This is a genomic window from Fictibacillus sp. WQ 8-8 (assembly GCF_024494405.1).
Lineage (GTDB): Bacteria > Bacillota > Bacilli > Bacillales > Fictibacillaceae > Fictibacillus_C > Fictibacillus_C marinisediminis.
In genome coordinates, this window is sequence record NZ_JAMXKG010000014.1 from 63,284 (window position 1) to 86,437 (window position 23,154).

The 23,154-nt window shown below is 38.7% G+C and carries 20 protein-coding genes and 2 pseudogenes; 8 read left to right on the plus strand and 14 right to left on the minus strand.

What is annotated here, in order from left to right:
* Nucleotides 1-69 precede the first annotated feature (69 nt).
* The 4 genes from M1K46_RS21205 to M1K46_RS21220 all read left to right on the plus strand — a co-directional run bounded on the left by M1K46_RS21205 (nt 70) and on the right by M1K46_RS21220 (nt 4,219).
* Nucleotides 70-801 (plus strand): SDR family NAD(P)-dependent oxidoreductase, encoded by a 732-nt coding sequence (locus M1K46_RS21205; RefSeq protein WP_256227589.1) that lies wholly within the window; start codon nt 70-72, stop codon nt 799-801.
* A 31-nt stretch (nt 802-832) separates the two neighbouring features.
* Nucleotides 833-2,281, plus strand: coding sequence for an APC family permease (locus tag M1K46_RS21210; RefSeq protein ID WP_256227590.1), 1,449 nt, complete (start codon nt 833-835; stop codon nt 2,279-2,281).
* 132 nt (nt 2,282-2,413) lie between these two features.
* On the plus strand, nt 2,414-3,247 hold the full coding sequence (locus M1K46_RS21215) for a polysaccharide deacetylase family protein (RefSeq protein WP_256227591.1): 834 nt from the start codon (nt 2,414-2,416) through the stop codon (nt 3,245-3,247).
* A gap of 54 nt (nt 3,248-3,301) precedes the next feature.
* Nucleotides 3,302-4,219 carry an NAD-dependent epimerase/dehydratase family protein gene (locus tag M1K46_RS21220; protein ID WP_256227592.1) on the plus strand — a complete coding sequence of 306 codons (918 nt, stop codon included), beginning with the start codon at nt 3,302-3,304 and terminating at the stop codon, nt 4,217-4,219.
* Nucleotides 4,220-4,408: 189 nt separating this feature from the next.
* Here M1K46_RS21220 and M1K46_RS21225 read toward each other — a convergent pair.
* From M1K46_RS21225 to M1K46_RS21270, 10 genes and pseudogenes are all read right to left on the minus strand, one after another.
* Nucleotides 4,409-5,480: pseudogene (locus M1K46_RS21225) on the minus strand (IS3 family transposase).
* A gap of 377 nt (nt 5,481-5,857) precedes the next feature.
* Nucleotides 5,858-5,998: a hypothetical protein gene (locus M1K46_RS21230; protein WP_256227593.1), complete on the minus strand. Its 141-nt coding sequence runs from the start codon at nt 5,996-5,998 to the stop codon at nt 5,858-5,860.
* A 371-nt stretch (nt 5,999-6,369) separates the two neighbouring features.
* On the minus strand, nt 6,370-7,653 hold the full coding sequence (gene hisD, locus M1K46_RS21235; protein WP_256227594.1) for a histidinol dehydrogenase: 1,284 nt from the start codon (nt 7,651-7,653) through the stop codon (nt 6,370-6,372).
* Between the two features lie 45 nt (nt 7,654-7,698).
* Nucleotides 7,699-8,709, minus strand: coding sequence for a LacI family DNA-binding transcriptional regulator (locus M1K46_RS21240; RefSeq protein WP_256227595.1), 1,011 nt, complete (start codon nt 8,707-8,709; stop codon nt 7,699-7,701).
* A 133-nt stretch (nt 8,710-8,842) separates the two neighbouring features.
* Nucleotides 8,843-10,210 carry an FAD-dependent oxidoreductase gene (locus M1K46_RS21245; RefSeq protein ID WP_256227596.1) on the minus strand — a complete coding sequence of 456 codons (1,368 nt, stop codon included), beginning with the start codon at nt 10,208-10,210 and terminating at the stop codon, nt 8,843-8,845.
* A gap of 127 nt (nt 10,211-10,337) precedes the next feature.
* Entirely contained in the window at nt 10,338-11,843 is a 1,506-nt protein-coding gene (locus M1K46_RS21250; RefSeq protein ID WP_256227597.1) for a tripartite tricarboxylate transporter permease, read from the minus strand.
* A 21-nt stretch (nt 11,844-11,864) separates the two neighbouring features.
* Entirely contained in the window at nt 11,865-12,320 is a 456-nt protein-coding gene (locus M1K46_RS21255; RefSeq protein ID WP_256227598.1) for a tripartite tricarboxylate transporter TctB family protein, read from the minus strand.
* Between the two features lie 54 nt (nt 12,321-12,374).
* On the minus strand, nt 12,375-13,385 hold the full coding sequence (locus tag M1K46_RS21260; protein ID WP_256227599.1) for a Bug family tripartite tricarboxylate transporter substrate binding protein: 1,011 nt from the start codon (nt 13,383-13,385) through the stop codon (nt 12,375-12,377).
* 299 nt (nt 13,386-13,684) lie between these two features.
* Nucleotides 13,685-13,849 (minus strand): hypothetical protein, encoded by a 165-nt coding sequence (locus M1K46_RS21265; protein ID WP_256227600.1) that lies wholly within the window; start codon nt 13,847-13,849, stop codon nt 13,685-13,687.
* A gap of 60 nt (nt 13,850-13,909) precedes the next feature.
* Nucleotides 13,910-14,371 (minus strand): annotated as a pseudogene (locus tag M1K46_RS21270) (hypothetical protein).
* A 23-nt stretch (nt 14,372-14,394) separates the two neighbouring features.
* Here M1K46_RS21270 and M1K46_RS21275 point away from each other — a divergent pair.
* Nucleotides 14,395-14,784: a GDSL-type esterase/lipase family protein gene (locus M1K46_RS21275; RefSeq protein WP_256227601.1), complete on the plus strand. Its 390-nt coding sequence runs from the start codon at nt 14,395-14,397 to the stop codon at nt 14,782-14,784.
* A 765-nt stretch (nt 14,785-15,549) separates the two neighbouring features.
* On the opposite strand, the gene M1K46_RS21280 is transcribed toward M1K46_RS21275, so the two are convergent.
* Nucleotides 15,550-15,780, minus strand: a complete 231-nt coding sequence (locus M1K46_RS21280) for a group-specific protein (protein WP_256227602.1) — start codon at nt 15,778-15,780, stop codon at nt 15,550-15,552.
* A 507-nt stretch (nt 15,781-16,287) separates the two neighbouring features.
* Here M1K46_RS21280 and sda point away from each other — a divergent pair.
* Nucleotides 16,288-16,416 carry a sporulation histidine kinase inhibitor Sda gene (gene sda, locus M1K46_RS25920; RefSeq protein ID WP_375162234.1) on the plus strand — a complete coding sequence of 43 codons (129 nt, stop codon included), beginning with the start codon at nt 16,288-16,290 and terminating at the stop codon, nt 16,414-16,416.
* Here the strand turns inward: sda and M1K46_RS21285 are convergent.
* Nucleotides 16,413-16,547, minus strand: coding sequence for a hypothetical protein (locus tag M1K46_RS21285; protein WP_256227603.1), 135 nt, complete (start codon nt 16,545-16,547; stop codon nt 16,413-16,415). The two genes, sda and M1K46_RS21285, sit on opposite strands and share 4 nt — an antisense overlap.
* A gap of 1,099 nt (nt 16,548-17,646) precedes the next feature.
* Entirely contained in the window at nt 17,647-17,868 is a 222-nt protein-coding gene (locus tag M1K46_RS21290) for an alpha/beta-type small acid-soluble spore protein (RefSeq protein ID WP_256227604.1), read from the minus strand.
* A gap of 383 nt (nt 17,869-18,251) precedes the next feature.
* Here M1K46_RS21290 and M1K46_RS21295 point away from each other — a divergent pair, with 383 nt between their 5' ends.
* Nucleotides 18,252-18,908, plus strand: coding sequence for a carboxymuconolactone decarboxylase family protein (locus tag M1K46_RS21295; RefSeq protein ID WP_234293242.1), 657 nt, complete (start codon nt 18,252-18,254; stop codon nt 18,906-18,908).
* A 1,865-nt stretch (nt 18,909-20,773) separates the two neighbouring features.
* Here the strand turns inward: M1K46_RS21295 and M1K46_RS21300 are convergent.
* Nucleotides 20,774-21,682 (minus strand): LysR family transcriptional regulator, encoded by a 909-nt coding sequence (locus M1K46_RS21300; protein WP_256227605.1) that lies wholly within the window; start codon nt 21,680-21,682, stop codon nt 20,774-20,776.
* 143 nt (nt 21,683-21,825) lie between these two features.
* Between M1K46_RS21300 and M1K46_RS21305 the strand changes: the two genes are divergently transcribed.
* Nucleotides 21,826-22,848 carry an alpha/beta fold hydrolase gene (locus M1K46_RS21305; protein WP_256227606.1) on the plus strand — a complete coding sequence of 341 codons (1,023 nt, stop codon included), beginning with the start codon at nt 21,826-21,828 and terminating at the stop codon, nt 22,846-22,848.
* Nucleotides 22,849-23,154 lie beyond the last annotated feature (306 nt).

The window sequence follows — 23,154 nt, forward strand, 5'->3', positions numbered from 1 at the left end:
AAATTAATGTTTAAAACCAATAAATCATAAAAATCTAGTCTTATCTGAAGAGATGCGGAGTTGATAAACATGACAGAAAAGAATGTTTTTATTACAGGTGCAGGAGGAGGAATCGGGAAAGAAACAGCTCTATTGTTTGCTGAACACGGAGCAACTGTTTTTTTGAATGATTTACCGGATTCTAAAGGTGTATATGAAGTTCAATCCATCATTGAGGACAGAGGTGGAAGGTGTGAACTTAAATTAGGAGATATCTCTTCTTCTATAGAAGTTAGAAATATGTTTAAAGATATCGAAAGATTGGACGTATTGGTCAATAACGGCGGGATCCTTCAGGAATCATCATTTCTAGAAATAGAGGATGAAGACTGGGACAGAATGATGAAGGTTCATTTATATGGGACGTTTTATTGTGCCAGAGAGGCCCTTCGTATCATGATGAAATCAAAATGTGGCCGAATTATTAACATCTCCTCTGATCTTGGACAAATTGGCTGTGAAAACCTTGCTCATTATAGTGCAGCCAAAGGCGGTATTATTGCACTCACAAAAAGTTTAGCCCGGGAATTTAGCTCACAGGGTATACTTGTTAATTCAGTAGCTCCAGGAGGTACGCTGACGCCTATGGTAACAGCGTTAGGAGAAAATTATATAAAAGAAGAAGCGGCACGTTATCCAATACAAAGGCTTGCGACTCCATGTGAAATTGCGGAGGCCATCTTTTTTCTTAGTACGGAAAGTGCATCCTTTATTACGGGTCAGGTTCTAGGCGTAAATGGCGGAGGGGTTATGAACGGGTAGAAATACAATTGAACGTTAAGGGGGAAGAAAAGTGAAGCTAACTGAATTTATCGGTTATGATAGAGAAGGCAGTATTAAGGAACTTCCAACTACACTTAATAAGGGAAAACTGGGAACGTTTGATATAACAATCGCTGCCCTTGGATTTAATGCACCCGCATGGGTAGCTGCCTCCTCTATGTCCATTCTTTATAGTATAATGGGTCATAGTGCTCCACTCACTATTTTAATAGCCTATTTCTTTCCGATGTTAGTGCTTGCACTTAGTATGGTTTATTTAACTAGACAAGCCCCGTCCTCTGCAGGTGTTTTTACTTTTGCCTCCAAATTCATTCATCCAGACGCCGCGACTGTTCTTGGGTGGACATATATCGCTGCATGCGCGACTGTTGTGCCTATGACTACTCTTATTGGAACCGCTTACATACAAGCCATGATTCCAAGTTTGCAAGGAGTTGTTTTAGCCAAAGTGATCGGTACCATTATGCTCCTTTTCTTTTTCTTGATCGCCTTGCGCAGCATAGAAGTGACAGCAAAATTAGCCTCCATCTTTTTAATATTTGAAATTTTTGTTGTAGCCGGTCTTGGGGTTCTTGGAATTATTAATCCGCATGTAGAGAATCTTTCACTGTTATCGATGTACACGCCCTCCGAGGGTGGATGGTCCGCAATTGGTCCTGGTGTTCTTTTTGGAGTGTGGATGCTTGCCAATTTTGACTCTACGATTAATTTTATTGAAGAAGCAAAAGTACCTGTTCGAACCATTCAACGTTCGTTACTTCTTGTTCTTTCTTCCGCATTTCTTATCTATAGCTTAGCAGCGATTGGCTGGCAGTATGCGGTGCCGGTAGAAACACTATCTGCGATTGTTGAAAATGGCAATGGAGGGCCGATCGCTGCAGTGGCTAAAGAATATCTCCCTTCCTCTTTAACGTGGATTGCCTTGTTTGTGGTTATCACGTCTGCGGCAGCGGGTATGCAAATTTCGATGTCATCTGGAACACGTACAGCTTACAGGATGAGCCAAGAAGGCCATATGCCTTCTTTCTTTGGAAAAGTTAATAAAGCAAAGGCCCCTTGGGTTTCTTCGGCCATTATTACAAGCTGGTCCATTGCCATTATATGGTTCAAACCAATTGTAAAATTACAGTGGTATTATGATGTAATTACCATAACACTGGTAATCTCTTATATTACCGTTCTGCTCTCTTTTATGATCGCCATGTTTCGCCGTTTTTCAGCTGGGAAAGCTGCGATGGCTTCTGCTCTTCCTCTTCTTGCAATGGGAGTGCTGGGTTATATAGGATATACGGCTGGAGCGAAACCTGTTAATCCAGATGACTTATATAGTGCTTGGTATATCGGTGCATTTGTACTCTTTACCGGCCTTCTCTGGGTACTTTACGGAAAAATGAAGATGAAAAATCGAACAGAAACGACAAACAGTTGGAAGAAAGAAACGGAGATAACTCCAGAATAAGGTTTGATAAATCCTTCTTTCCTAAAAGAAGAATATGTAAAGAGTTGTTTTATAGTTTCTTGCAAGCTATATTTGCACTTGTTTACAGAATCAGAAATGAACGTAAAAAGACATAGAAAGTTGGAATGGAAAATGAAACCATTTTCATTGCCGAATGGAGCCAAGGCTGCAGTTACCTTTTGTTTTGATGTGGATGCTGAAGCTTCCTGGATTTTAGATGAGGAAAATAAAAAACGATTATCATTATTATCCGCCGGTGCTTACGGACGACGCAATGGTGTCCCTAGGATTCTAAATCTATTAGAGAAGCATGAGATTCCTGCTCAATTCTTTATTCCTGGTTATACAGCAGAAATCGATGAAGAACTGGTAAAAACAATCTCAGAAAAGGGCTACCCGATTGGCTGCCACGGGTATAACCACGAACGCACCGATACTCTTTCTTATAAAGAAGAAGATATCATCATAAGATCGAAAGAAATCGTAGAAAGAATTACAGGACAATCTCCTCGGGGGTATCGGGCACCTTTATGGGAGATTACGCCTCAAACAATCGACCTTTTGGTTAAACACGATTTCGTCTACGATAGCAGCTTAATGGGTGACGATGTTCCTTATGCTATTATGGCAAAAGAAAAATGGCTGCTTGAATTTCCTGTAACTTGGATGCTTGACGACTGGGAACAATTTGCTTATTCTGCGATGCCGCAGGTAGGGGCGGTCATTGAAGAGCCGGATAAGGTGCTGCGTATGTGGAAAGCGGAATTTGAGGCCCTTTACGAAGAAGGGCGCCATTTTATACTTACCGTGCATCCTGAAATTATCGGCCGCCCTTCCAGAATAAAAATGCTGGATAATCTTATTACTTACATAAAAACATTTGACGGGGTAATGTTCTGTTCTTTAGATGCACTTTACGAGGAATGGCAAAAAGGAACGTTTTCGGTAGACGTACATCCCTATTAATTCTTTAAGGGAGACAACAATGATTGTTTACTAGAAAACTTGAGGAGGTTCTGCATGAATATTCTTGTAACTGGCGGTATGGGTTTTTTAGGGAATGAGTTGGTTCGCCAGCTTCGTGAAAAAAATTATCATGTAGTAAGCTACGATCGGAGAGTAAAAGAAAATAACGAAGATCCACAACTCTGTTATTTGCAAGGAGATCTTAGCGATTTACCTCTGATGCTTGAGACCTTACGAGCACACCAGATTGATGCCGTTATTCACACAGCTGCCATTTCACATCCTTATTTCTCAAGAGAAATTCCGTATCAGACCGTTATGACAAATGCAGTTGGCACTACGAATGTGTTTGAAGCTTGCCGGTTGTCTAACATTAATCGTATTATTAATTTCAGTTCAGAGTGTGCGTATGGAAATAATGCGGATCTTGGTGTTGTTACAGAAGAGGCTTCACTTGAACCTACCACGCCATATGGCGCTACAAAAGTATTCACAGAAAAATTAGCAGCTGTTTATTCAAATTTGTATGGGATGGAAATTTATTCGTTACGGCCAGGGTGGATATACGGACCCGGTCAATTCATGCAATGTTATATGAAAACCTTATTACGAAATGCCATTGATGATAAACCAACCATTGAAGAACGCGGAAGCGACTACCATTTCCAATACGTTCATGTAAGTGACGTAGCACGTGCGGCATTTTTAGCAGCTACTGTTCCCAATCTCCGTTATAACGTTTATAACATTACAGGCGGAAACCAAATTTCATATACTTATCTGGTTTCCTACGTAAAAGAATTGTTTCCGGAAGCAGAAATAAAGATTGGGCCAGGAACGATTGATGTACTGGATGCCAATGCCATGTTCGATATTTCTCGCGCAAATGAGGATTTAGGATACCATCCTGAAGTTGAGTTAAAAACGGGGATACGTAAATACGCACAATGGTTAAAAGATCACCCCTACTAGTGGTGGGGAGAAGGTATAGCCTTTTTCAAGTATGTCCTCGCCCAGCCAATGCGATTGTGATACACGAGTTACTTTCTACTTGGCAGCATCTGTTCTTTATCTACTTGAGTAAGGATAAAGTACTTCTGCAAGAACGATATATGCTTCTTGCGGAGTATGGTACTTTCCGTTTGGATTGTCAACACTAAACTAGACAGTTTTTTTAAGGTGTCCAAGTTTGTATTCGATAGGGCTTATGTATCCTAAAGTTCCGTGAATTCGAATGTGGTTGAACCAGTGAACATAGTCATGAAATTCTCTTGTTAAATCTTCTAAACTAGCGAAATGGTGACCTCTAACGAACTCTGTCTTGATAATTTTAAACGTGGCTTCTGCTACCGCATTATCTTAAGGGCAGCCCTTCATACTTAATGATCGTTTGATGCAGAACGTCTTTAAAGCTTCGTCAATTAGCTTGTTTTTAAATTCACTGCCTCGATCGGTGTGGAAATACTTGATTTTTCGGAGATCTTTTTTGATGGACGATAATGCCCGATAAACCAATTTCGCATCTTTATTTGGACCTGTGCTAAAGCCAACAATCTCCCTATTAAAGAGATCGACAAAGACACATATGTAAAGCCATGTTTGATTGACTCTCACATATGTTAAATCGCTTACTACGACGGATAATTCTTCTTCCTGATCAAATTCTCGATTTACTTCATTGTTTTCATCGGAATCGTTACAGTTCTTGGAATGCGGTTTATATTGGGCGACAGTATACACGGATACCAGTCCTTGTTCACCCATAATCCGGCCAATACGGCGTCTGGACACCTCATGCCCAAGCTTTTTCAATTCCACCTTTATTTTTCGAGTTCCGTAGTTTTGTCGGCTGTTTTGAAAGATTTCAATGATGTGAGACGTCAAATCGTCTTCTGAAGCCCTTTCTTTTGCCTCATAATAATACGTGCTTCTGGAAAGTTGCAGGACTTTACACATTGCTGATATCGAGTATTTGTGTTGATTGTTTTTGATCACATTTACTTTCGTCCTAGTATCAGCGCAGCTTGCTTTAAAATGTCATTCTCCATTTGAAGCTGCTTGTTTTCTTTCCTTAATTGGACAGTTCTTTTTCTTCTGGAGACAAATTGTCTTTTTCCTTGAACGAGCCCGAATTCAAGCTTTGATTCACCCACTTATCCAATGATGAAGGCGTGAGTTCATATTCCCGAATAAGATCTTTTCTTGGTTTTCCATTTTGGTAAAGCTGAACGATCTATTTTTTAAATTCCGGAGTAAATGTCCGGCGTTCTTTCTTAGTCATCGTAGATTCTCCTCTAACATAGACTGTAGTCTACTTGACCTTAATTTTTCTGTCCAACTTAGTGTAGCCTTTCCAATATAGAATTGGCGACACCATGTGGAACACCAGCTAGACCACTTATAGGATGCGACTTAGCATGAACTAAGCCTAAACGTGAAATGGTGGAAATACCTGCCAGTGTGCTGGCGTATAACATTTGGCTAAGATCTGGTATATTTCCATTCGCAGTGGAGGTCTAATCGCTTTTCCTATAAGACGGATAGCTTACAAAGCACATGAATCAGTGTACCAATTTTGCGTATTATTGGTTAAAGATTCGATCGCGTGAGTTAGAGCATCCATTCCTGGGATGCCACTAACTTAGGTGCAAGATTAAGGAGTAAGTTTGGATCTAGAATCGCTACCTTGGGAATGAAGTAGGAAGAGACAATAGGCATTTTGATGAGTACTTTTTTTAATTCAATGCTCATCCAACTAACCCCTCCTCCAAAAATAAAATTCAATTGAAAGAATGCCTTTTTCCCCTCGTAGGCGATCTGCAGTAAAGCTTTACCATAACACTATCATTGTTACCCTCCGATGCAGTTAACTTTCGCAAACAAGGTACAACGTACTAAAAGTAACATAAAAATTTTAGCAACTTTCCCTCATTTGTTTACCCCGATAAAAGTCTCATGAAAGTTCTATTCGAATGAACAGTTTCTATTGAAAATGTTAGCAGGAAGGTAGAGCTTACTTATCAGTTCACTCATCAGCAACAATGACTTTTTTCATCCAGCTATTGGGTCTTGGCCAGTTGAAAGGATCCCAACCCTTTTAATTACTTTTTAACCTATATAAGTCAACTTTTAATGGTTTGATACCGGCGTACACGTAAAAGCGCTTGTTCCCTATGACCCATAAAATTTTCTAATTCACACAAACGAGCAGCATATTCTCCAATAAAAACACTTGCTTCTGGTGTACACTTTTGATAGGTACAAGTTTTTATAAATTTACCTACCCAGAGTCCTCCTGTATAGCGAGCTGCCCCCTTTGTGGGAAGAGTGTGATTTGTTCCGATCACCTTATCCCCATAGGCAACATTTGTTTCCTTGCCAAGGAATAAAGCACCATAATTTGTCATGTTGTTCAAATAATAATCCGGATTCTCAGTAAGTACCTCTACATGCTCATAAGATAACTTATCAGCTTCGAACACTGCTTCTTCTTCATTTTCAACCAAAATTATGATTCCGTTCTCTTCCCACGCAACTCGAGCAACTTCTGCCGTTGGGAGAGTTGTTAATTGGCGTTGAATTTCCTCAAGGGTTTCCTCAGCTAATTTTTCAGAAGTGGTTATAAGAGCTCCAGGAGAAGTCGGTCCGTGTTCAGCTTGACCCAATATATCACAAGCAACCATTTCCGCATCTGCTGTATCGTCCGCAATTACTAAGACCTCAGTTGGTCCTGCAAGCAGGTCAATTCCAACTCGTCCGAAAAGCTGTCTTTTAGCTTCGGCCACGTATGCATTCCCGGGACCTACAAGCATATCGACAGGAGCTATGGTGTCTGTTCCTAGGGCCATAGCCGCCAGTGCCTGAACTCCTCCAAGAATATATATCTCATCTGCACCCGCTAAATGCATGGCAGTAACAGTAGCAGCAGGAATTTCGCCGTTAATCGGGGGCGTACAGGCAATGATACGTTTAACTCCAGCCACTTTTGCTGTAACTATACTCATATGGGCGGATGCGACCATAGGATACCGTCCCCCTGGGATATAACAACCCACACTGTTGACTGGAATATTCTTATGACCTAATGTAACCCCCGGGAGGGTCTCCACTTCAACATCCCTTATGGAAGACCTTTGTTCCTCGGCAAATCTACGTATTTGAGCTTGTGCAAATTTGATGTCATCTATCGTTTTCTCTGAGACTGTTTTAATTATTTCCTTAATTTCTAATCGGGACATTCGAAAACTCTCAGGAGACCATTGATCGAACTTATTAGACAGTTCTCGTATAGCCTTATCACCGTTACTTGTTACATTATTAATGATTCCGCGTACAGTTTCATATACTTGTGCTTCTGCCCTTTGCTGTTCTTCCATATTCTTGCCCGTTTTTAAGAATCTCGCCAAGGTTAATTCCTCCTCTTATTTATTTGGAATTATTCTGTTATATCTTTAGAACTCCTTTACTCTGTTTAATCCGGTTGTCTTACGTATAATTAGTTCTGGTTGAAGCACAATCTGTCGGGGTTGACTGACTGTTTCTCTTTGTTCAATCATATCAATCAGATTATCAGCAGCAATTTCGCCCATCTTAAATTTAGAGTTTCCAACAGTAGTCAACTGAATCGCATGATGAGAAGCCATGCCTACGTTATCCATCCCTGCCAGACTAATGTCCTCTGGAATTCGAAGCCCCATGGATAGTATTGCATCCATACAGGAAAATGCTATCGCTGTTGAACCGCAAATAATAGCAGTAGGCCGTTCACTCATGTGCATTAACTTTAAGGTTACCTTTTCTATATCGTCTGGTTTTGTATCAACAATATGGAACAATCCCGGATGAATAGGAATTTCCTCCCTGTTCATTACGCTTTCAAAACCAAGTTTTCGTTCGTAATGAGTCGAAACATGGATATCCCCTGAAATGTAGGCAACTCTTTTGTGTCCTAATTCCAAGATATGTTGGGTAATGATTTCTCCAGCTAAAATATTGTCCAAAACAACATAATTACCCCCGCTTTTCGGTCGCCTGTTAAACAGCATATATGGAATGCCTGAGTTCTCAATCTCATGGAAAATAGGGTCTTCCAATTTAATTGATGACATCAGAACGCCTTCTAACTTGTTCCCTCTGATCGTATCAATTACATCACGTAATGGCATCGCCTCTTCAAAGTAAACCATCGTTTTAAAACCACGGCTTGTTGCTAAATTAACAATTGAAGTTGTAGTTTCTACATAAAACCCGTTATAAAGCGTGCCAGTGATTAGAGCTAACGTCCTTGTGCTATTGGTAACAAGGCTGCGAGCTATTAGGTTAGGCTGATAACTAAGATCCTTCATAGCATGTAAAACTACATTGCGTGTTGCTGGTTTGACACTTTCAGGGTTATTTAGTACCCGAGAAACAGTAGATTGAGAAACACCCGCTATCTTTGCAACATCTTTTGATGACACCATAATCCAATACCTACCCCTTGCCATTCATATATAAATACGTAACCACATTTACTTATTAAGTATAAAAATAACTATTCATTGTGTTCAACAAAACCGCCCAAAAAATGAGCGGTTTCCATACAAGAAGTCAATCTTAAATAGGATTATAAGTAGTTTCTGGAGTTCCTAAAGGAATGTTATGTTCGATCAGTCCTCTCTGAACTTCTTTAATTGGAACCTCTCGCGGCAATAAGCTATTTTGAACCGCAATTGCGGCGGTTACAGCAGCAGCTTCACCTGTTAAAGCACATGCAGGAACGTTTCGAGTTGAACCAAAAGCTATTTCGTCTACCGAAATGCACCTTCCGGCAACCAGAAGTCCGTCCACTTCTTTCGGAATTAAACATCTTAAAGGAATGCCATACCCTTTTCCGACGTTATCCATAATTGCTTTTTCTCCGCCGGGTTCATGCACGTCAACAGGGCAATTACTGAGTCCGATTGCATCTTCAAATCGGGCTTCACTTCTCACATCATTTTCGGTCAATATATATTCTCCCACTATTCTACGAGTTTCTCTAATGCCAAGTTTCGGCGCAACTTCAAGAAATATGGAGGTTTCAAAGCCCCGTACGTATTTTTTTAGAAAATCAAATGCACTATAAGCTTGTTTGCGAATTTCGACCTCCGCACGGCTCAATGTGCGCTCGTCTAACCCGTTTCCATGGAACCTTGTGACATTGATATTTAATTCACCCGGAATAAGTCCCGCTTTAAACGTTATATGGTTTTTGGGGATAATCCAGTTGAAGCCGTCTTTCTTGGCTTCCTCAATACGCTTCGTCAAACCTGTGGCAAAAAAGACGATTGCATAATCTTCGTTTGTTGCTCCCTCTTTATCAGGAACTACAAGCTCCCACATATCTTCTTTATTTTCTTTAAAATCCTGAGCTACGGCAGGTATGTCTACGTTTAATACTCTAAAATAGGAAGTAATAGGTTGCGTTAGTCCATCCTGTGGCCGGCCGAGCATGAATTCAGCTCCCGCTAAGCTGGCTACATCACCATCCCCGGATGAGTCGATTACAACTTTAGCCAATACAAGCTTGGTTCCTGACTTCGTACGAATCTGTATCCCCTTCAATTGTTTACCTTCACGGACTACATCCGTGACGTGGGCATGCAGCAGTACTTCCACGCCTGCTTCCTCCACCACATCGATAATCACACGTTGCATGACTTCAGCGTCGAAAACTCCAGTATAACTTCCCCAATATGAACGTCTAGTTTGGTTGTCTGCCCCTTTATACTCCGCTGCGCGATTAATCAATTCCTTAAATACTCCACCGTTAACCAAACCGGTTGGCTTTGTCAATCGGCCTCCGGTAACAAGGCCTCCTAAAACTCCACTTCCCTCAACCAGCAAGGTTTTCATGCCTTCACGCGCTGCCCGGATAGAAGCTACAACACCAGTTACCCCTGCACCTACAACCACCACATCATATTCACCGAATAGATCCATTTCTATCACTCCTTATCAAATTTAATCAAATGACTTCAAAGAGGTTTCGCTTTACCTTATGAAAATTGTTTACTTGTAAACCTGTTTGAATGCGTATTCATAAATTGTGAAATAACTCTAAACGATTTTATATTTCCACATCATGGGCAAGAATTGACCTTTTTTTCTTTATTTCGCTAAATAGACTAATAACGATTATGAGTAATGTGACCGTAATAAGAATGGCGGAAATTGGTCTATCAAAAAAGATCAGAAAGCCGTCTTCTGAGATAGTTAAAGACCTCAATAAAGAAGATTCAATTTGTTTTCCCAGAACGAATGTTAATACAGTAGGTGCAAGTGGAAAGTCCATTTTTTTCATAAAATAACCAAGAATCCCAAATATGATCATAGCACCAACATCCCAAAGGCTGTTTTTCACACTATAAGCTCCTACCATAGAAATAATTAAAATAAGTGGAAACAATAGTTTATAAGGTATCAAAGCGATTTTTGCCCAGACTCCCGCTAATGGAAGATTCATAATAAGGAGAAGTACATTACCAATCAGCATGCTGGCAATCACCGCCCATACAAAATGTGAATTGTTCTGGAATAGGGCTGGGCCCGGTGTTAAACCATGCATAATAAATGCTCCTAATAGCACAGCCACAGTAGGCGAACTGGGTAAACCCAACGTTAACAACGGGATTAGAGCAGCTCCACTGTATGCGTTGTTTGCCGTTTCAGGACCTGCCACACCTTCTATTGCACCTTTCCCAAAACGGGACGGATCTTTTGAAAATTTTTTCTCAGCTGAATAAGATACAAGTGACGCGATCACGGCATTAGCTCCAGGTATCAGTCCCAAGAAAAATCCAATGGCAGTCCCTCTGGTAATTGAGATCATTGAAGTTTTCCATTCATCTTTTTTAGGGAACAATCCCTTAATTTTTGGTACTTTCTCCGATTTTGCTATATTCTCGGCACCAATTAATATTTCAGAAACACCGAACAATCCCATAGCCACTATGACAAAATCAAAACCATTCATTAACTCCATTTGACCAAAGGAAAACCGCGCAACACCTGAAACTGAGTCAGTTCCAACCAAGGATAGAATTAGTCCAATAACCGCAGCTATTAACCCTCGTAGCAATGATTTCCCCATCAGTCCCAACAACATCATTAAACCTAGGGTCATTAGGGCAAAAAACTCAGGAGGACCAAAACTCAAAGCGAATTTGGCAAGAGGCGGTCCTATAAACGTAAGCCCTATAATCGCAATCGTTCCTCCAATAAATGAACCGATTGCCGCAATTCCAAGAGCTGCTCCTGCCCTTCCTTGTTTAGCCATTTGATGTCCATCTATACAAGTGATAACAGACGCAGCCTCCCCTGGTGTATTGATTAAGACTGATGTTATTGTCCCACCATACATTGCACCGTAAAATATCCCCGACAACATTATTATTGCAGACACAGGTTCCATTCCAAACGTAATCGGTAGCAATATCGCTGTTCCTGCAGTTGGCCCAAGTCCAGGCATCACACCTACTAGCATTCCAACTATAACTCCGAGTAAGCAATAGAGCAGGTTCCACCAGGTGAGCGCTGTCTCAAATCCTTGTAATAATTGAAGAAGCGAATCCATTCTCCTCCCCCCTTTTATTTTTTAGAAGCCAAAATTGTTAACCGGCAGAGGAACACTTAGAAGTCCATGAAACACCCAAAATAACAAAATGGTTACTCCAATAGATATTAATAAATTTATATACCATCTGTATTCACCTGACAGGAGAATAAATAGAAATATAATCCCTGTCATAATAAAACCAATAAACGATACAATCAGAATAAATCCCACTAACGCTGTAAGTACTTTCAAAAGTTGTTTTGAGTCTTTCCCTTTAGGTAAGATCTCTGCAAATGTGATTCTTTCTTTTCTGATTGATCTGATGATATAAAAAAAAGAAAAGACAATTAGAATACCACTTAACCACAACGGAAACATTCCTGGACCAGGTCCCAACTTGCTTGAATATTGATAAGAAAGAGACTGAACAAACATTAATACTCCAAAAATCAAAATAACTAAACCAGCCCATACTCCTGCATTTTGGCTTCTCATTTTCCCCCCTCTTTCATAAGGAAATTTTGTTAAAAGAAAAAATAATTTACTGCTCTACTGTTTCTCGGATAACCCTGATTTTTTCATTATCTCGGCACTTGTTTTTGTAGATGCTTTTATAATCTTCTTGAATTCTTCGGGGCCAGCGTAAGTCGGTTCTGTACCAATTTTTTTAAATTGAGCCAATACTTCTGGCTGTTGTAATGCTTTTTCGAATGCCTTGTCTAAGGCCTGAACAATATCCTTAGGCGTGTTTTTTGGTGCCAGTATACCAGTCCATGTATCAAACCCTGGATAACCTTTCTCTTTCAAGAACGGGGCATCTTTATAAACATCTGTTTTTGATGAACCCAAGTTAGCTAATACTCTCATTTTGCCTGCATCTGTATGGGGTTTCGCTTCCTGTACCCCTACTATTGCTCCCATGATATGTCCTCCTAGTAGAGCGGTTATAGACTCCGCGGAACCATCAAAACCAACATGCTTGGTTTTAACTTCGTAAGTAACATTTAACGTCTCCATGGCCACATGCTTTGTATCCCCTGTACCTGCAGTTCCATAGGTGAATTTAGACGGATTTTTCTTTACGTAGTCCAACCACTCATCAAATGTCTTCCATGGAGCATCACTTTTTACCACTAACAGATTTGGAGCGGAGTTTAACAGTGATATCGGTGCAAAATCGTTAGACTTATATGGTGTATTTCCCATATTTGGTTGGATAATAAGATTACCCGTTGTCACTGAGCCTAGCTTGTACCCGTCCGGATTTTGTTGAAAGAGTTCCGCTAATTGAATGGATCCACTTGCCCCAGTTTTGTTCGATACAACAATGGACTCCTTGTTTGGGAGATATTTACTGGCAGCTTCTGCCACAATGCGCGTAACAATATCCGCTTGCCCTCCCGCCGCAAAACCGACAGTCATTTCAATGGGCTTTTTCGGATAACCGGTATTATTGGTTTCAGAAGCATTTGACGTTTTAGATTGCGAACATCCCACTGACATAGAGCTAATCAATATTAACGCAATGATAACAGTTAATAGTTTTTTACTTGCTTTCATCCTGTAAACCCCCTCATTAAATTGGTAGCGCTCTCATAAAAAGAAACATCAATCTTCCGAATAAGAACAAACTTCAATTTAAAATGATCAAGCTTGGTCCTAAAAACTTAAAGATCACCTCTTATCGGTAAAATTTTGTAGCAATTATGCTGACTGGGGCTTTGAATACGTATTCATAAAACAAGTATATATTTCCTGTTCATAATTTGTCTAGTATATTCTGAAAATTTTGTAAAATATAAAAAACCATTTCCAAGCACGCTTTTCTCTTGTGTTTTTGTAAGTTTTATTTCTGCTTCCTAATACTGCACTTCCGGGTTTGAAACTTCAGGGAGCAGAGGTTGTGATGTAACGACCGTTTCAGCAATTACAGTTCTTCCTTCTGCTGCAAGGATTGCTTGTTTGAATTCCTTCTTTCTCATTTGGAGAAAATCTGACGCTCTGCAATCCAATATTCTTTTCACTTCACTCACACCTCTTTCGAATATTCTTAAACTTCTTCCTCAATTATCTTCACAAACTTATTAGTAATCTTGTGGCCGTGTAATGGCTGAACCAACAACTACTGACCAGGCCCCATTCTTTAAACAAAAAACTGCTTCATTAGGATAGCTGATCCGACCTTCAGCAATAATCGGGATAGAGATCCTTTTAAAGAGATTCGCAATCAAATCATGATCTGGCCTGTTCTTATTTTCACTGTATGAAGTATACCCTGACAATGTCGTAGCCACGATATCACTCCGTACTCAGCTGCCTTTATGCCTTCCTCTGCAATTGAAATATCGGCCATTAATAAAACATTGGGAAATTTCCTTTTTACTTCCTCTATAAAAGATTCTAATGTATCCCGGATCGGTCTTCCCGCTTTGTAGATCAAATGCAACTATGTCGGCACATGCTTGAACGGCCTCTGATACTTCGTAGAGAGTAGCTGTTAAAAAAACATCAGAGCGATCATACTGTTTTTTTACTATTCCAATCACTGGTAGATTCGTTATTCTTTTAATTGAAAAATGATCTTTTGACCAATGAAAATGTCAGGAAAGAAATAAAAGAAGCTCCCCATGTTACTATTGATATTGGCGCAAATGACTTATTTCGCAGGCTTCTTACTGATCCAAGTCGTGCTGCAGAAGCTATACCTGTTGTAAGTGTTAATTTGCAAACGATACTTAGTACTATTTATCAACTTAACCCAGACGTTGAGGTTTATGTAATGGGGTATTACAATTCTTTTGCATATTATCCACCGGATGTTCAAGCGTTTCTATTGCCGCTATTAGACGCGTTAAATAAACAAATTGAACTTCGATCTAAAGCAAACGGTGATACTTATGTATCCACTCAAAAAAATTACCAAACATTATCAAAAATACATGCCGAATCCCCAAGATAATCATTTGAGTTTAAGTGGCTATCAAGTAATAGCAAAGGAATTTTGGAAACTGATATTTATCAATTCGGTTTTGGCTGATCGAAGGTAAAATAATATAATTGATAATAAACAGGCCCAAGACAGCTTCATATAGTTTAATGTGTAGCCTTATTCCGATCGCTTCGGACTAAGGCTGTTTAGTTTTTATGGTTGTGGTTTCTTCTGTTGTATAGTTGATCGATAGCCATTGTAGAAACTGCCTGTATTTTATACATTGTTGCAATTAATTACACATCCGCATACACATGTGTATATAAAAACGTTTATGACTATGTTTTTGTATGTAAATGTATGTTTCCTTCTATTGCCTGGTGGAAGATAGTTATGTACCTAGCAATTTTATATCCCATTTTCATCAGCATCCTAGGGAGAGTGAGATGAGAAATTTTTAATTTTTAATACGGTACGTGAAAATTAATTTCCTAAACTTGCAAGCAAAATGAATAAAAAATGGATATATTTTCGGTATATACGAGTCCACGGGCCAAGAAAGTATTCTGCAAAACCATATCTTGATGAAGAAACCGAGAGCATACCGTTTGGTTTTTTGAACATCCTTTTATGACGGATGCAAAGGGACCATTCGGAAAAAAATTTAGACTGCTTCTTTTCTTTCCATCATAAAAATTGCCCCTATAAAAAGAACTTGTATCGAAAGTACGATACAAGTTCTAAAATGCCTATTGAATTGTGAGTACCCCTGTAATAGGAAGTCTTATTACATCCCTATTTAAGAAGTAACGATCTCATTTTTCTATTTCGTTCTAATCTTTCCAATTCATCAACTAAATCATATTTTTTGAGAAGATGAAACATCTCATTTAAGGTGGGTTGTGAGTTATTCCTGTTTAAAAAATCATCAAATAACCCACAAATATCTTCTGGAAGTTCTTCCTTCCGTGCCTCGTATTTACGTTTGACATCATCTTTTGAGTGATTCATGTTACACTTGTTCATAACATCCTCCTCTTCCTCTCACTCTCTTTATCTTAATATGATTGAACTATTCTTACAACGTGAAACAAAATGACCTTTTAAATGAGAGAAAACAACATTATTGTTACCATACGTAGTTAAATTTTTCCTCATTCTGTTCATGCTCTATTTTTTGTATTAATTGGATGAGACGACCTCCTATGTTAGCCAAACATGCTTGCGACGATATTTGTTTTCTTCCACTCACGTATGGGGAAAGTTTAACCACTCCAGAGCCAGAAAGTTGTAATCAGGAATTTTTAAAGAAATTACTGTTATATGCAATCTCTCCCACATAAGCTTTTCACCACATCGTGTATCCGCTTTTCTACAACGATCAATCGGTGATTGTTCAAAATGAACAAAAAAAAGGGAATTGTCGAAACAATAGGACAAAATAAGGGTTAATTTTTGTTAAAAACGTTATTATAATTGTACATAAAGTGTCTGATCGGTTAGAAAGGAATGGTACAGATGACTTTAGACAAGATGTCTAACAAGTCTCTAATGAAGGCTTATGTTGAAGCAAAAAAACTAATGTTAGCCCAGGATTTTATTGACTTACTCGCTAAAGAATTAAAAAAAAGAAATATAAAAAAGGAATTACAAAGGATTTAACTGGATGTTTCGTCATCTCGTTCATTGGAGAGAATGTCCTTTAAGAAATCGACTTCTTTTGGGAGTAACTCCCTTTTAAGTTTTTCCTCAAAGTCCTTTATCAGTTCCCTTAAAACGATCTCTACGTTCATGATTTCCCTCTTTCCTCCTTATTTCCATAAATTTCATTTTGCTGTTGTTTTTTGGTACCACTATGTTTAACTACCGATTTTGAATCTTCTTGTACCTCTGATACCATCCAAATCGTTGTATCTATTACAACCACATTTTGTCATACATTCCACTGTGATATTGGCTCTTAACGATGGTATTCTCTTCTTTGTATATTCTTTAGTACAAGCCAATATAATAGATTCTTGTGTAAAAATATAATTTTTTTTGATATGTGGTGATTAAGTCCCTTCTTGAATATTGGGGGATACGCTTTTATTATAGATTTGTGTCTATTTAAATTTTATAAGAAGCGCTTTCATTCATCAATAACCTTCTTTAATAGAATGGAAAATTCAGATTAAAGGGAGAAAGTTAAACATTCAACATGTAATAAATGGCGTAAACTCTTGACATCAACTATCATCGTCACAAGCATAACCAGTCTCGTGATGGACAGATCAATTGTTAAATGCCAAAGAAAATAGGTTAAGTTAACAACGCCAATGAAAAAACTGGTTCCATCAAATTGTTTGATTGTGCTTAACGGGTCATTTGTAGATGGCACACATGCCCATTATTTGTGGGAGACAGATAATAATTTTAAAATTAGTTGATCCCATTGAAATAGCTCCCTCTATTGGGAGCTTTGCTTTTATCTTCGTCTTTTAAATGTTGTTATTTTAATTGATCGTCGTACATCTAAATTCCCGACTGTCGAGCCTTACCTTACCACAGTAATTGTTTGGTCGCTCGATGCCAGTTGTGACGAGGCTTTTCGGTATTTATAAATCCAGTTTAAAAATTTTTTGTTCAAAACAACGATTGTTATGTAGTAAATTTACATTTATTTAACACAAAAGATGGATATTTTTTTATCCTTTTGTTGATGTTAATGATTATTGGGATAACATTCAGTCTGCTTCGCCATTGTAGACCTCCTCTTGTTATCCCTTTGCTCTTTTAAAAAAGGAGATCTAGTTTTGAATCGAAAATACGGAAAGGCTACCTATTTTTAGGTAGCCTGATCCATTTATGTTTTGTTTGAGAGAAGTAAAACTTATACATTATTACCTACAATTAACGAGATGCTCCACCAGAACCTCCAGAAAGTTGCGATTGTGCTTGAGCAACAAGACGTTTTGTAATCTCACCACCTACTGAACCGTTAGCACGAGAAGCTGTGTCAGCTCCAAGTTGCACACCAAATTCAGTTGCGATTTCATATTTCATTTGATCAAGTGCTTGTTGTGCACCTTGTACTAATACTTGATTACGATTACCACCACTACGATTTGCCATTATGTACTCACCTCCTTTTTTACATAACATCTCAATTTAAACTATTTTTTATGCAATAATTTCTAAAATTTTTCCTATTTTTTATTAAATGGTGCGGTAAGGGTTTACCTACAATTGCACTTTTCACCTGGGGTTTTCTTTGTTGTTCGCAAAGTTTTGTAAACCGGTATCAGCTGCATACCAGGCAGGAAAAAAGCAGGCGGCTCTGTGTCCAAGAAAATACCTACTGATTTTTAATTTGTAAAATACGGCTTGACAAGCTTTGAATACTCTTATTCAAAATGGATAGTATAAAAAAATGGAACAGGCCAAGGTGAATCTGAGGAAGTAATAAAGGATGGACTTTGAATTTAAAACAAGCAGTTTTTAAGAGAGGAATATGAATGATGGCAAACAACTTATATCAAAGGGAAAACTTACGTCATCTTGCTAAGCTGGGCGAATTAGCTCCTGCACAACAGCAAGCGTACGAAAATTTTAGTAGAACCGTAATGCAAGAAGGCGTTCTTACAAAAAAGGATAAAGAAATTATTGCTGTCGCTGTGGCGCACGCAACTGAGTGTCCTTATTGTATTGATGTGCATACCCGTAATGCCAAAACATCGGGTGCATCCCTTGAAGAATTGGTAGAAGCAGTGTTTGTAACAGCTGCACTTGAAGCCGGAGGTGCAGTTACTCATAGCACTCATATGCAAAATGCCCTTGATCAAGATGCCAATGATACCCTCTATCGCCGATCCAATCTTAAAAAGTTAGCCAATTTGAAACAATTAATCCCTAATGGTTTTAGCGCATATTCCCGTTTCAGCACTGAAGCAACCAAAGAAGGAAAATTAAATGCAAAGTTAAAAGAATTAATAGCAGTTTCAATAGCCCATACCACAGAATGCCCGTACTGCATTGACGTTCATACAAAATCTGCCCAACGAGCAGGATCAACAAAAGAAGAGCTATCAGAAGCTATTTTAGTTGCAGCTGCTCTGTTGGCAGGTGGTGCCTATGCCCATATGGCCAACCTGATTGAAAGCTACGGGGAATAATTAGAATCACTCAATAAAAAAGAGGCATTTATAATCTTTAACAAACTGGTTGTGGAACCGTCATAGAGGCATCGAACATTACGGCTCCAATAATGTGTCGCTGGGTGTTACTGCCTATAAACAGGGATTACAGCATTTTTCTTCCACTAAATAGAAATCATTAGCAACAAAGGTGTTTTCCACTCACATCTCGAATTTGTTTCTATAGCAAAGAACGGGAGAAGATGGAATGAAAGCAAAAACGTTATGGATTACTTTAGGGATACTACTCCTTACAGGGTGTTCTTTATTCGCGAATGGACAAGAGAAACTCACTTAGCATGATACTTCCTATGATGCCATCCATAAAGGGGCGAAAGAAGAAGGAATAACGGAAGATGAAATAATGGGAAGAACTGAAATAGCGAGATGTTTTTATCTTTTACGAGAAGAAGGTTAGCGATGGAGATGCTGTAGGTGTCGTCAATATTGGCAAAAAGAATGGAAAATATACTTGGTATCGTTCTTCCAATGAGATTCAGATAAAGAACAAAAAAAACAACTCCTCACCATCTGTTCATTTCAAGGTAGAATCACTGACCAAACAAAAGTATACGGTATATCTAGGAAGAGTAAAATCGAACCTTCATGGGATTGACACGGTCAATGGAAATAGAGTTGCGCCTACCATTGATAAAAAGCGGCAGATCTATTACTTCATGGAGCCCATGCAATAGCTGACTACATATATTAGAGATGGAATGTATCCTTCTGTAAGCCATCAGTCGGAATTTTTCCTCCCATCCCAACTTATTCAAATGCTTTCTAAATATCTTGTTAAGATAATGTGCCAAATACATACCTAAGATGATAAAGGAGATGATGAGTACGCCTTAATGCTTTCACCCGTTTGAAAAACATATTAATCCCGGAAGTAATAATGCTGCCCGAGTACAAGTGGACCCTCATCCTTATTATTTTCATTTATATTGCCAAGAAATCTTGTTTAAGCTATCTCTTGTTTTGACTTCACCCCATCAGACTAAGGTACCATCAACAACATCCAACCACTTCTAAGTTTAATGTGACCAGTGTATGGCCACTTTTTGATAACAAATACCGAACCCTATTATGACCCTGAATCCACCAAACAAAATTACGAGCTAGAAGAAAAACGTTCCTATTCCTTTCGCGTTTAATAGGGACGTTTTTTCTATTGGTTAATGTAAAATTGCATGAAATGTATAAAAAAGAAGCCTATCACTAAAAGTAAGCGTTATTTGTTTCAGTGAAAAAATAAAGCTATCCGGTGGTTTTTGGATTTGTTTCTATTTCTCTTCTATTACTTATTTTCGTAGGATTGGTTAGCTTTCATAGCGGCCCTTAACATAAAATCAACTATAAAAAAGAACCATTTTTACTCCGCGGTCAGAGCCTGTTTCTGGCAATTAATGATGTGTGTTTTGGCAGTATGTTTATTAAAATTTATGAATCAATACTCAAGGAAAAATTGTATAAATGCTTATATTTATAAGTTTTGTGAAGCTATATTTACTGCACTAACGAGCAGTTTAGTTGAAGAATTAAGTCATCATTCTTAATACATAGTAGACTTATACTATGCATTAAATAATTTTGTTCATAACGAAAAGTGTTTTTTTAGTAAAGGGGTTATACTTTTTGGTGTAAGATTTATATATTTCTTAACAGTATCATCTAATAGCTTTTAATATATGTTAAAGGTGTTTTAAATTATTTTGTATAGAGGATCTGATAAAAGTATTGATGCATAGTATTGTATAGGTATTGATTGAGTTTCCTGTTACCTGATAGAAAGTACTGTTAAATGCAAAGAAATTCAAGACAATATGTCTAAATAGGTTAAACTATTTAGACATATTGTCTTCTTCTATACCCATAACCTCCCTTGCTGTTTCTATGAAAGATAATATTATCGGTGAAAGCCACTTGTCTTTATGCCATAACATCTGTGTATATACATCCAAGTCTAAAATTCTCCAAGGAAGAGCAACAAGTTCACCACGTTCAACTTCGACTTCAGTTACTATTTCAGGAAGAAAGGCAATACCGATTCCCGAGATTGCACACTGTTTAATGGCTTCGGCACTTTGAAACTCTAAAGGAGAAATACTATCAACGTCTCCTTTCTTAAATGTTCGGTCAAACATGGTTCGATAGGGACAACCCTTTTCATTAATGAGGAAAACTTCTCCCCGGAAATCTTCAAGTTGTAATATAGTTCGTTTCGCAAGTGAATGATCTGGAGCGACGAAAAAGTGAAAAGTTTCTTCTGTCAATGCTTCCACTGCAAGTCCCGTTGATTGAATGGGTTCATCTAATATAAAGACGACATCTGAGGTACCCTCAAAGAGCGTTTGTTTGAGTTGTTGATTTGGAACGGAGCGAAAGATAAGGCGAACTCCCGGATACCGCAAACGGAAAAGTTTAAAGACCTCTGGAAGTCGATAGGCGCAAACAACCTCGTTGGCACTGATCGTTAGAGTACCACTTAGAATTTCATTGTCATCAACGGAGCTGCGGGCTTCGTCCAATTTGTTTAGAATGTCCTGGACATGAGTTAAAAAACGTTTACCCGCAGTTGTGAGAACGAGCTGCTTTCCCAAGCGATCAAAGAGACGAACATTAAGCTCTTCCTCCAATGCTTTTATTTGCATCGTGACGTTAGAGGGTACATAGTTTAGTGCTTCAGCAGCTCGACTGAAATTTAAAGTTGTTGCAACCGTATGGAATGTATTCAGTTGGCGAAATTCCATCATAATTCCCCCTCGAACTTTCAATATTATTGAATACTACTATTAATTTTGTTCACTTTTATTGAACGTAACACAGCTTTATACTTAATAACAAGAAATACATTCTAAATGTTTGTGTTTCATTTAGAAAGGAGTGACAATTCATGGAGGATTTTGAGATTTATAATTTAGGTGATGTAACATTGCAGTCTGGAGTGACATTACCAAATGCTTTTCTTGCTTACAAGACTTATGGAAAATTGAATGAAAAGAAAGATAACGTCATTGTCTATCCAACTGCTTTTGGCGATCAACATGTTCAAAATGAATGGTTGATTGGAAACGGAATGGCATTAGATCCACAACATTATTTCATTATCGTACCAAATCTGCTGGGAAACGGATTATCTTCGTCTCCTAGTAATACGCCTCCTCCATTTGACCGGGCTAATTTTCCTCAGGTAACCATCTATGACAACGTTAAATTGCAACATCGACTTATAACCGAAAAATTCGGTATTCAAAAGATTGCACTCGTAGTCGGTTGGTCAATGGGTGGCCTTCAATCATTCCAATGGGGGGCAAGTTACCCTGACATGGTGGAACGAATTGCACCTTTCTGCGGAGGTGCAAAGACTTGGCCACAAACGTATGTGGTCCTGGACGGGATGAAAGCTGCGCTCATGGCTGCAGTTGGCTTCGATTCTAGTAAACTAAACCAATTGAATTCTATAGACATGCGCGCTGTAGGCCGTGTCTATGCAGGATGGGGACTATCACAGGCATATTACAGAGAGGAACTTTATCGTGATATGGGATATGATTCATTGGAAGATTTTGTGTCTGGCGTCTGGGAAAATAGCTTTATGAAGATGGATCCGCACAATGTCCTGGCCATGTTATGGACAGGACAGTTTGCAGATATTAGTGCAAACCCAGCCTATAACGGTGATTTCGATAAGGCACTCAAAAGCATTAAAGCACTAGCCTGCGTCATGCCAGGGAGCAGTGATCTATTCTGTACGGAGGACGATAACAAATACGAGGCTAAGCTTGTACCTAATGCTGTTTTTAATCCTATCGAGTCGATCTGGGGCCATTTTGCCGGACGCGGAATCAACCGTGTCGATAATAAATTTATTGATGACAACCTGAAACGTTTGTTAGCACTTAGTACAAACGGATAGAACATTTGTAAATGCTGATAGTTGAAGAAATGGGTAATAAATTGATATGTATCGTAATAGGTTTCGGTGGGAATTACGAACCCGGCAGAGAGCAATGCCATCTTGAACGCATATCAAATTGCCGTCGAAAATCCACCAGCGGAATAATTGGTATAATATAAAAAAGCGTACATTCTTTGGAATGTACGCTTTTTTGACTATTATTGTTTATCTTGGTTCTCCTGAGACTTGTCCTGTTGAGCACTTCTTACATCCCGTTTAACAGGAGTTAATTCAGAAGACGCTTCTGTTTGAAATTGTGGTCTT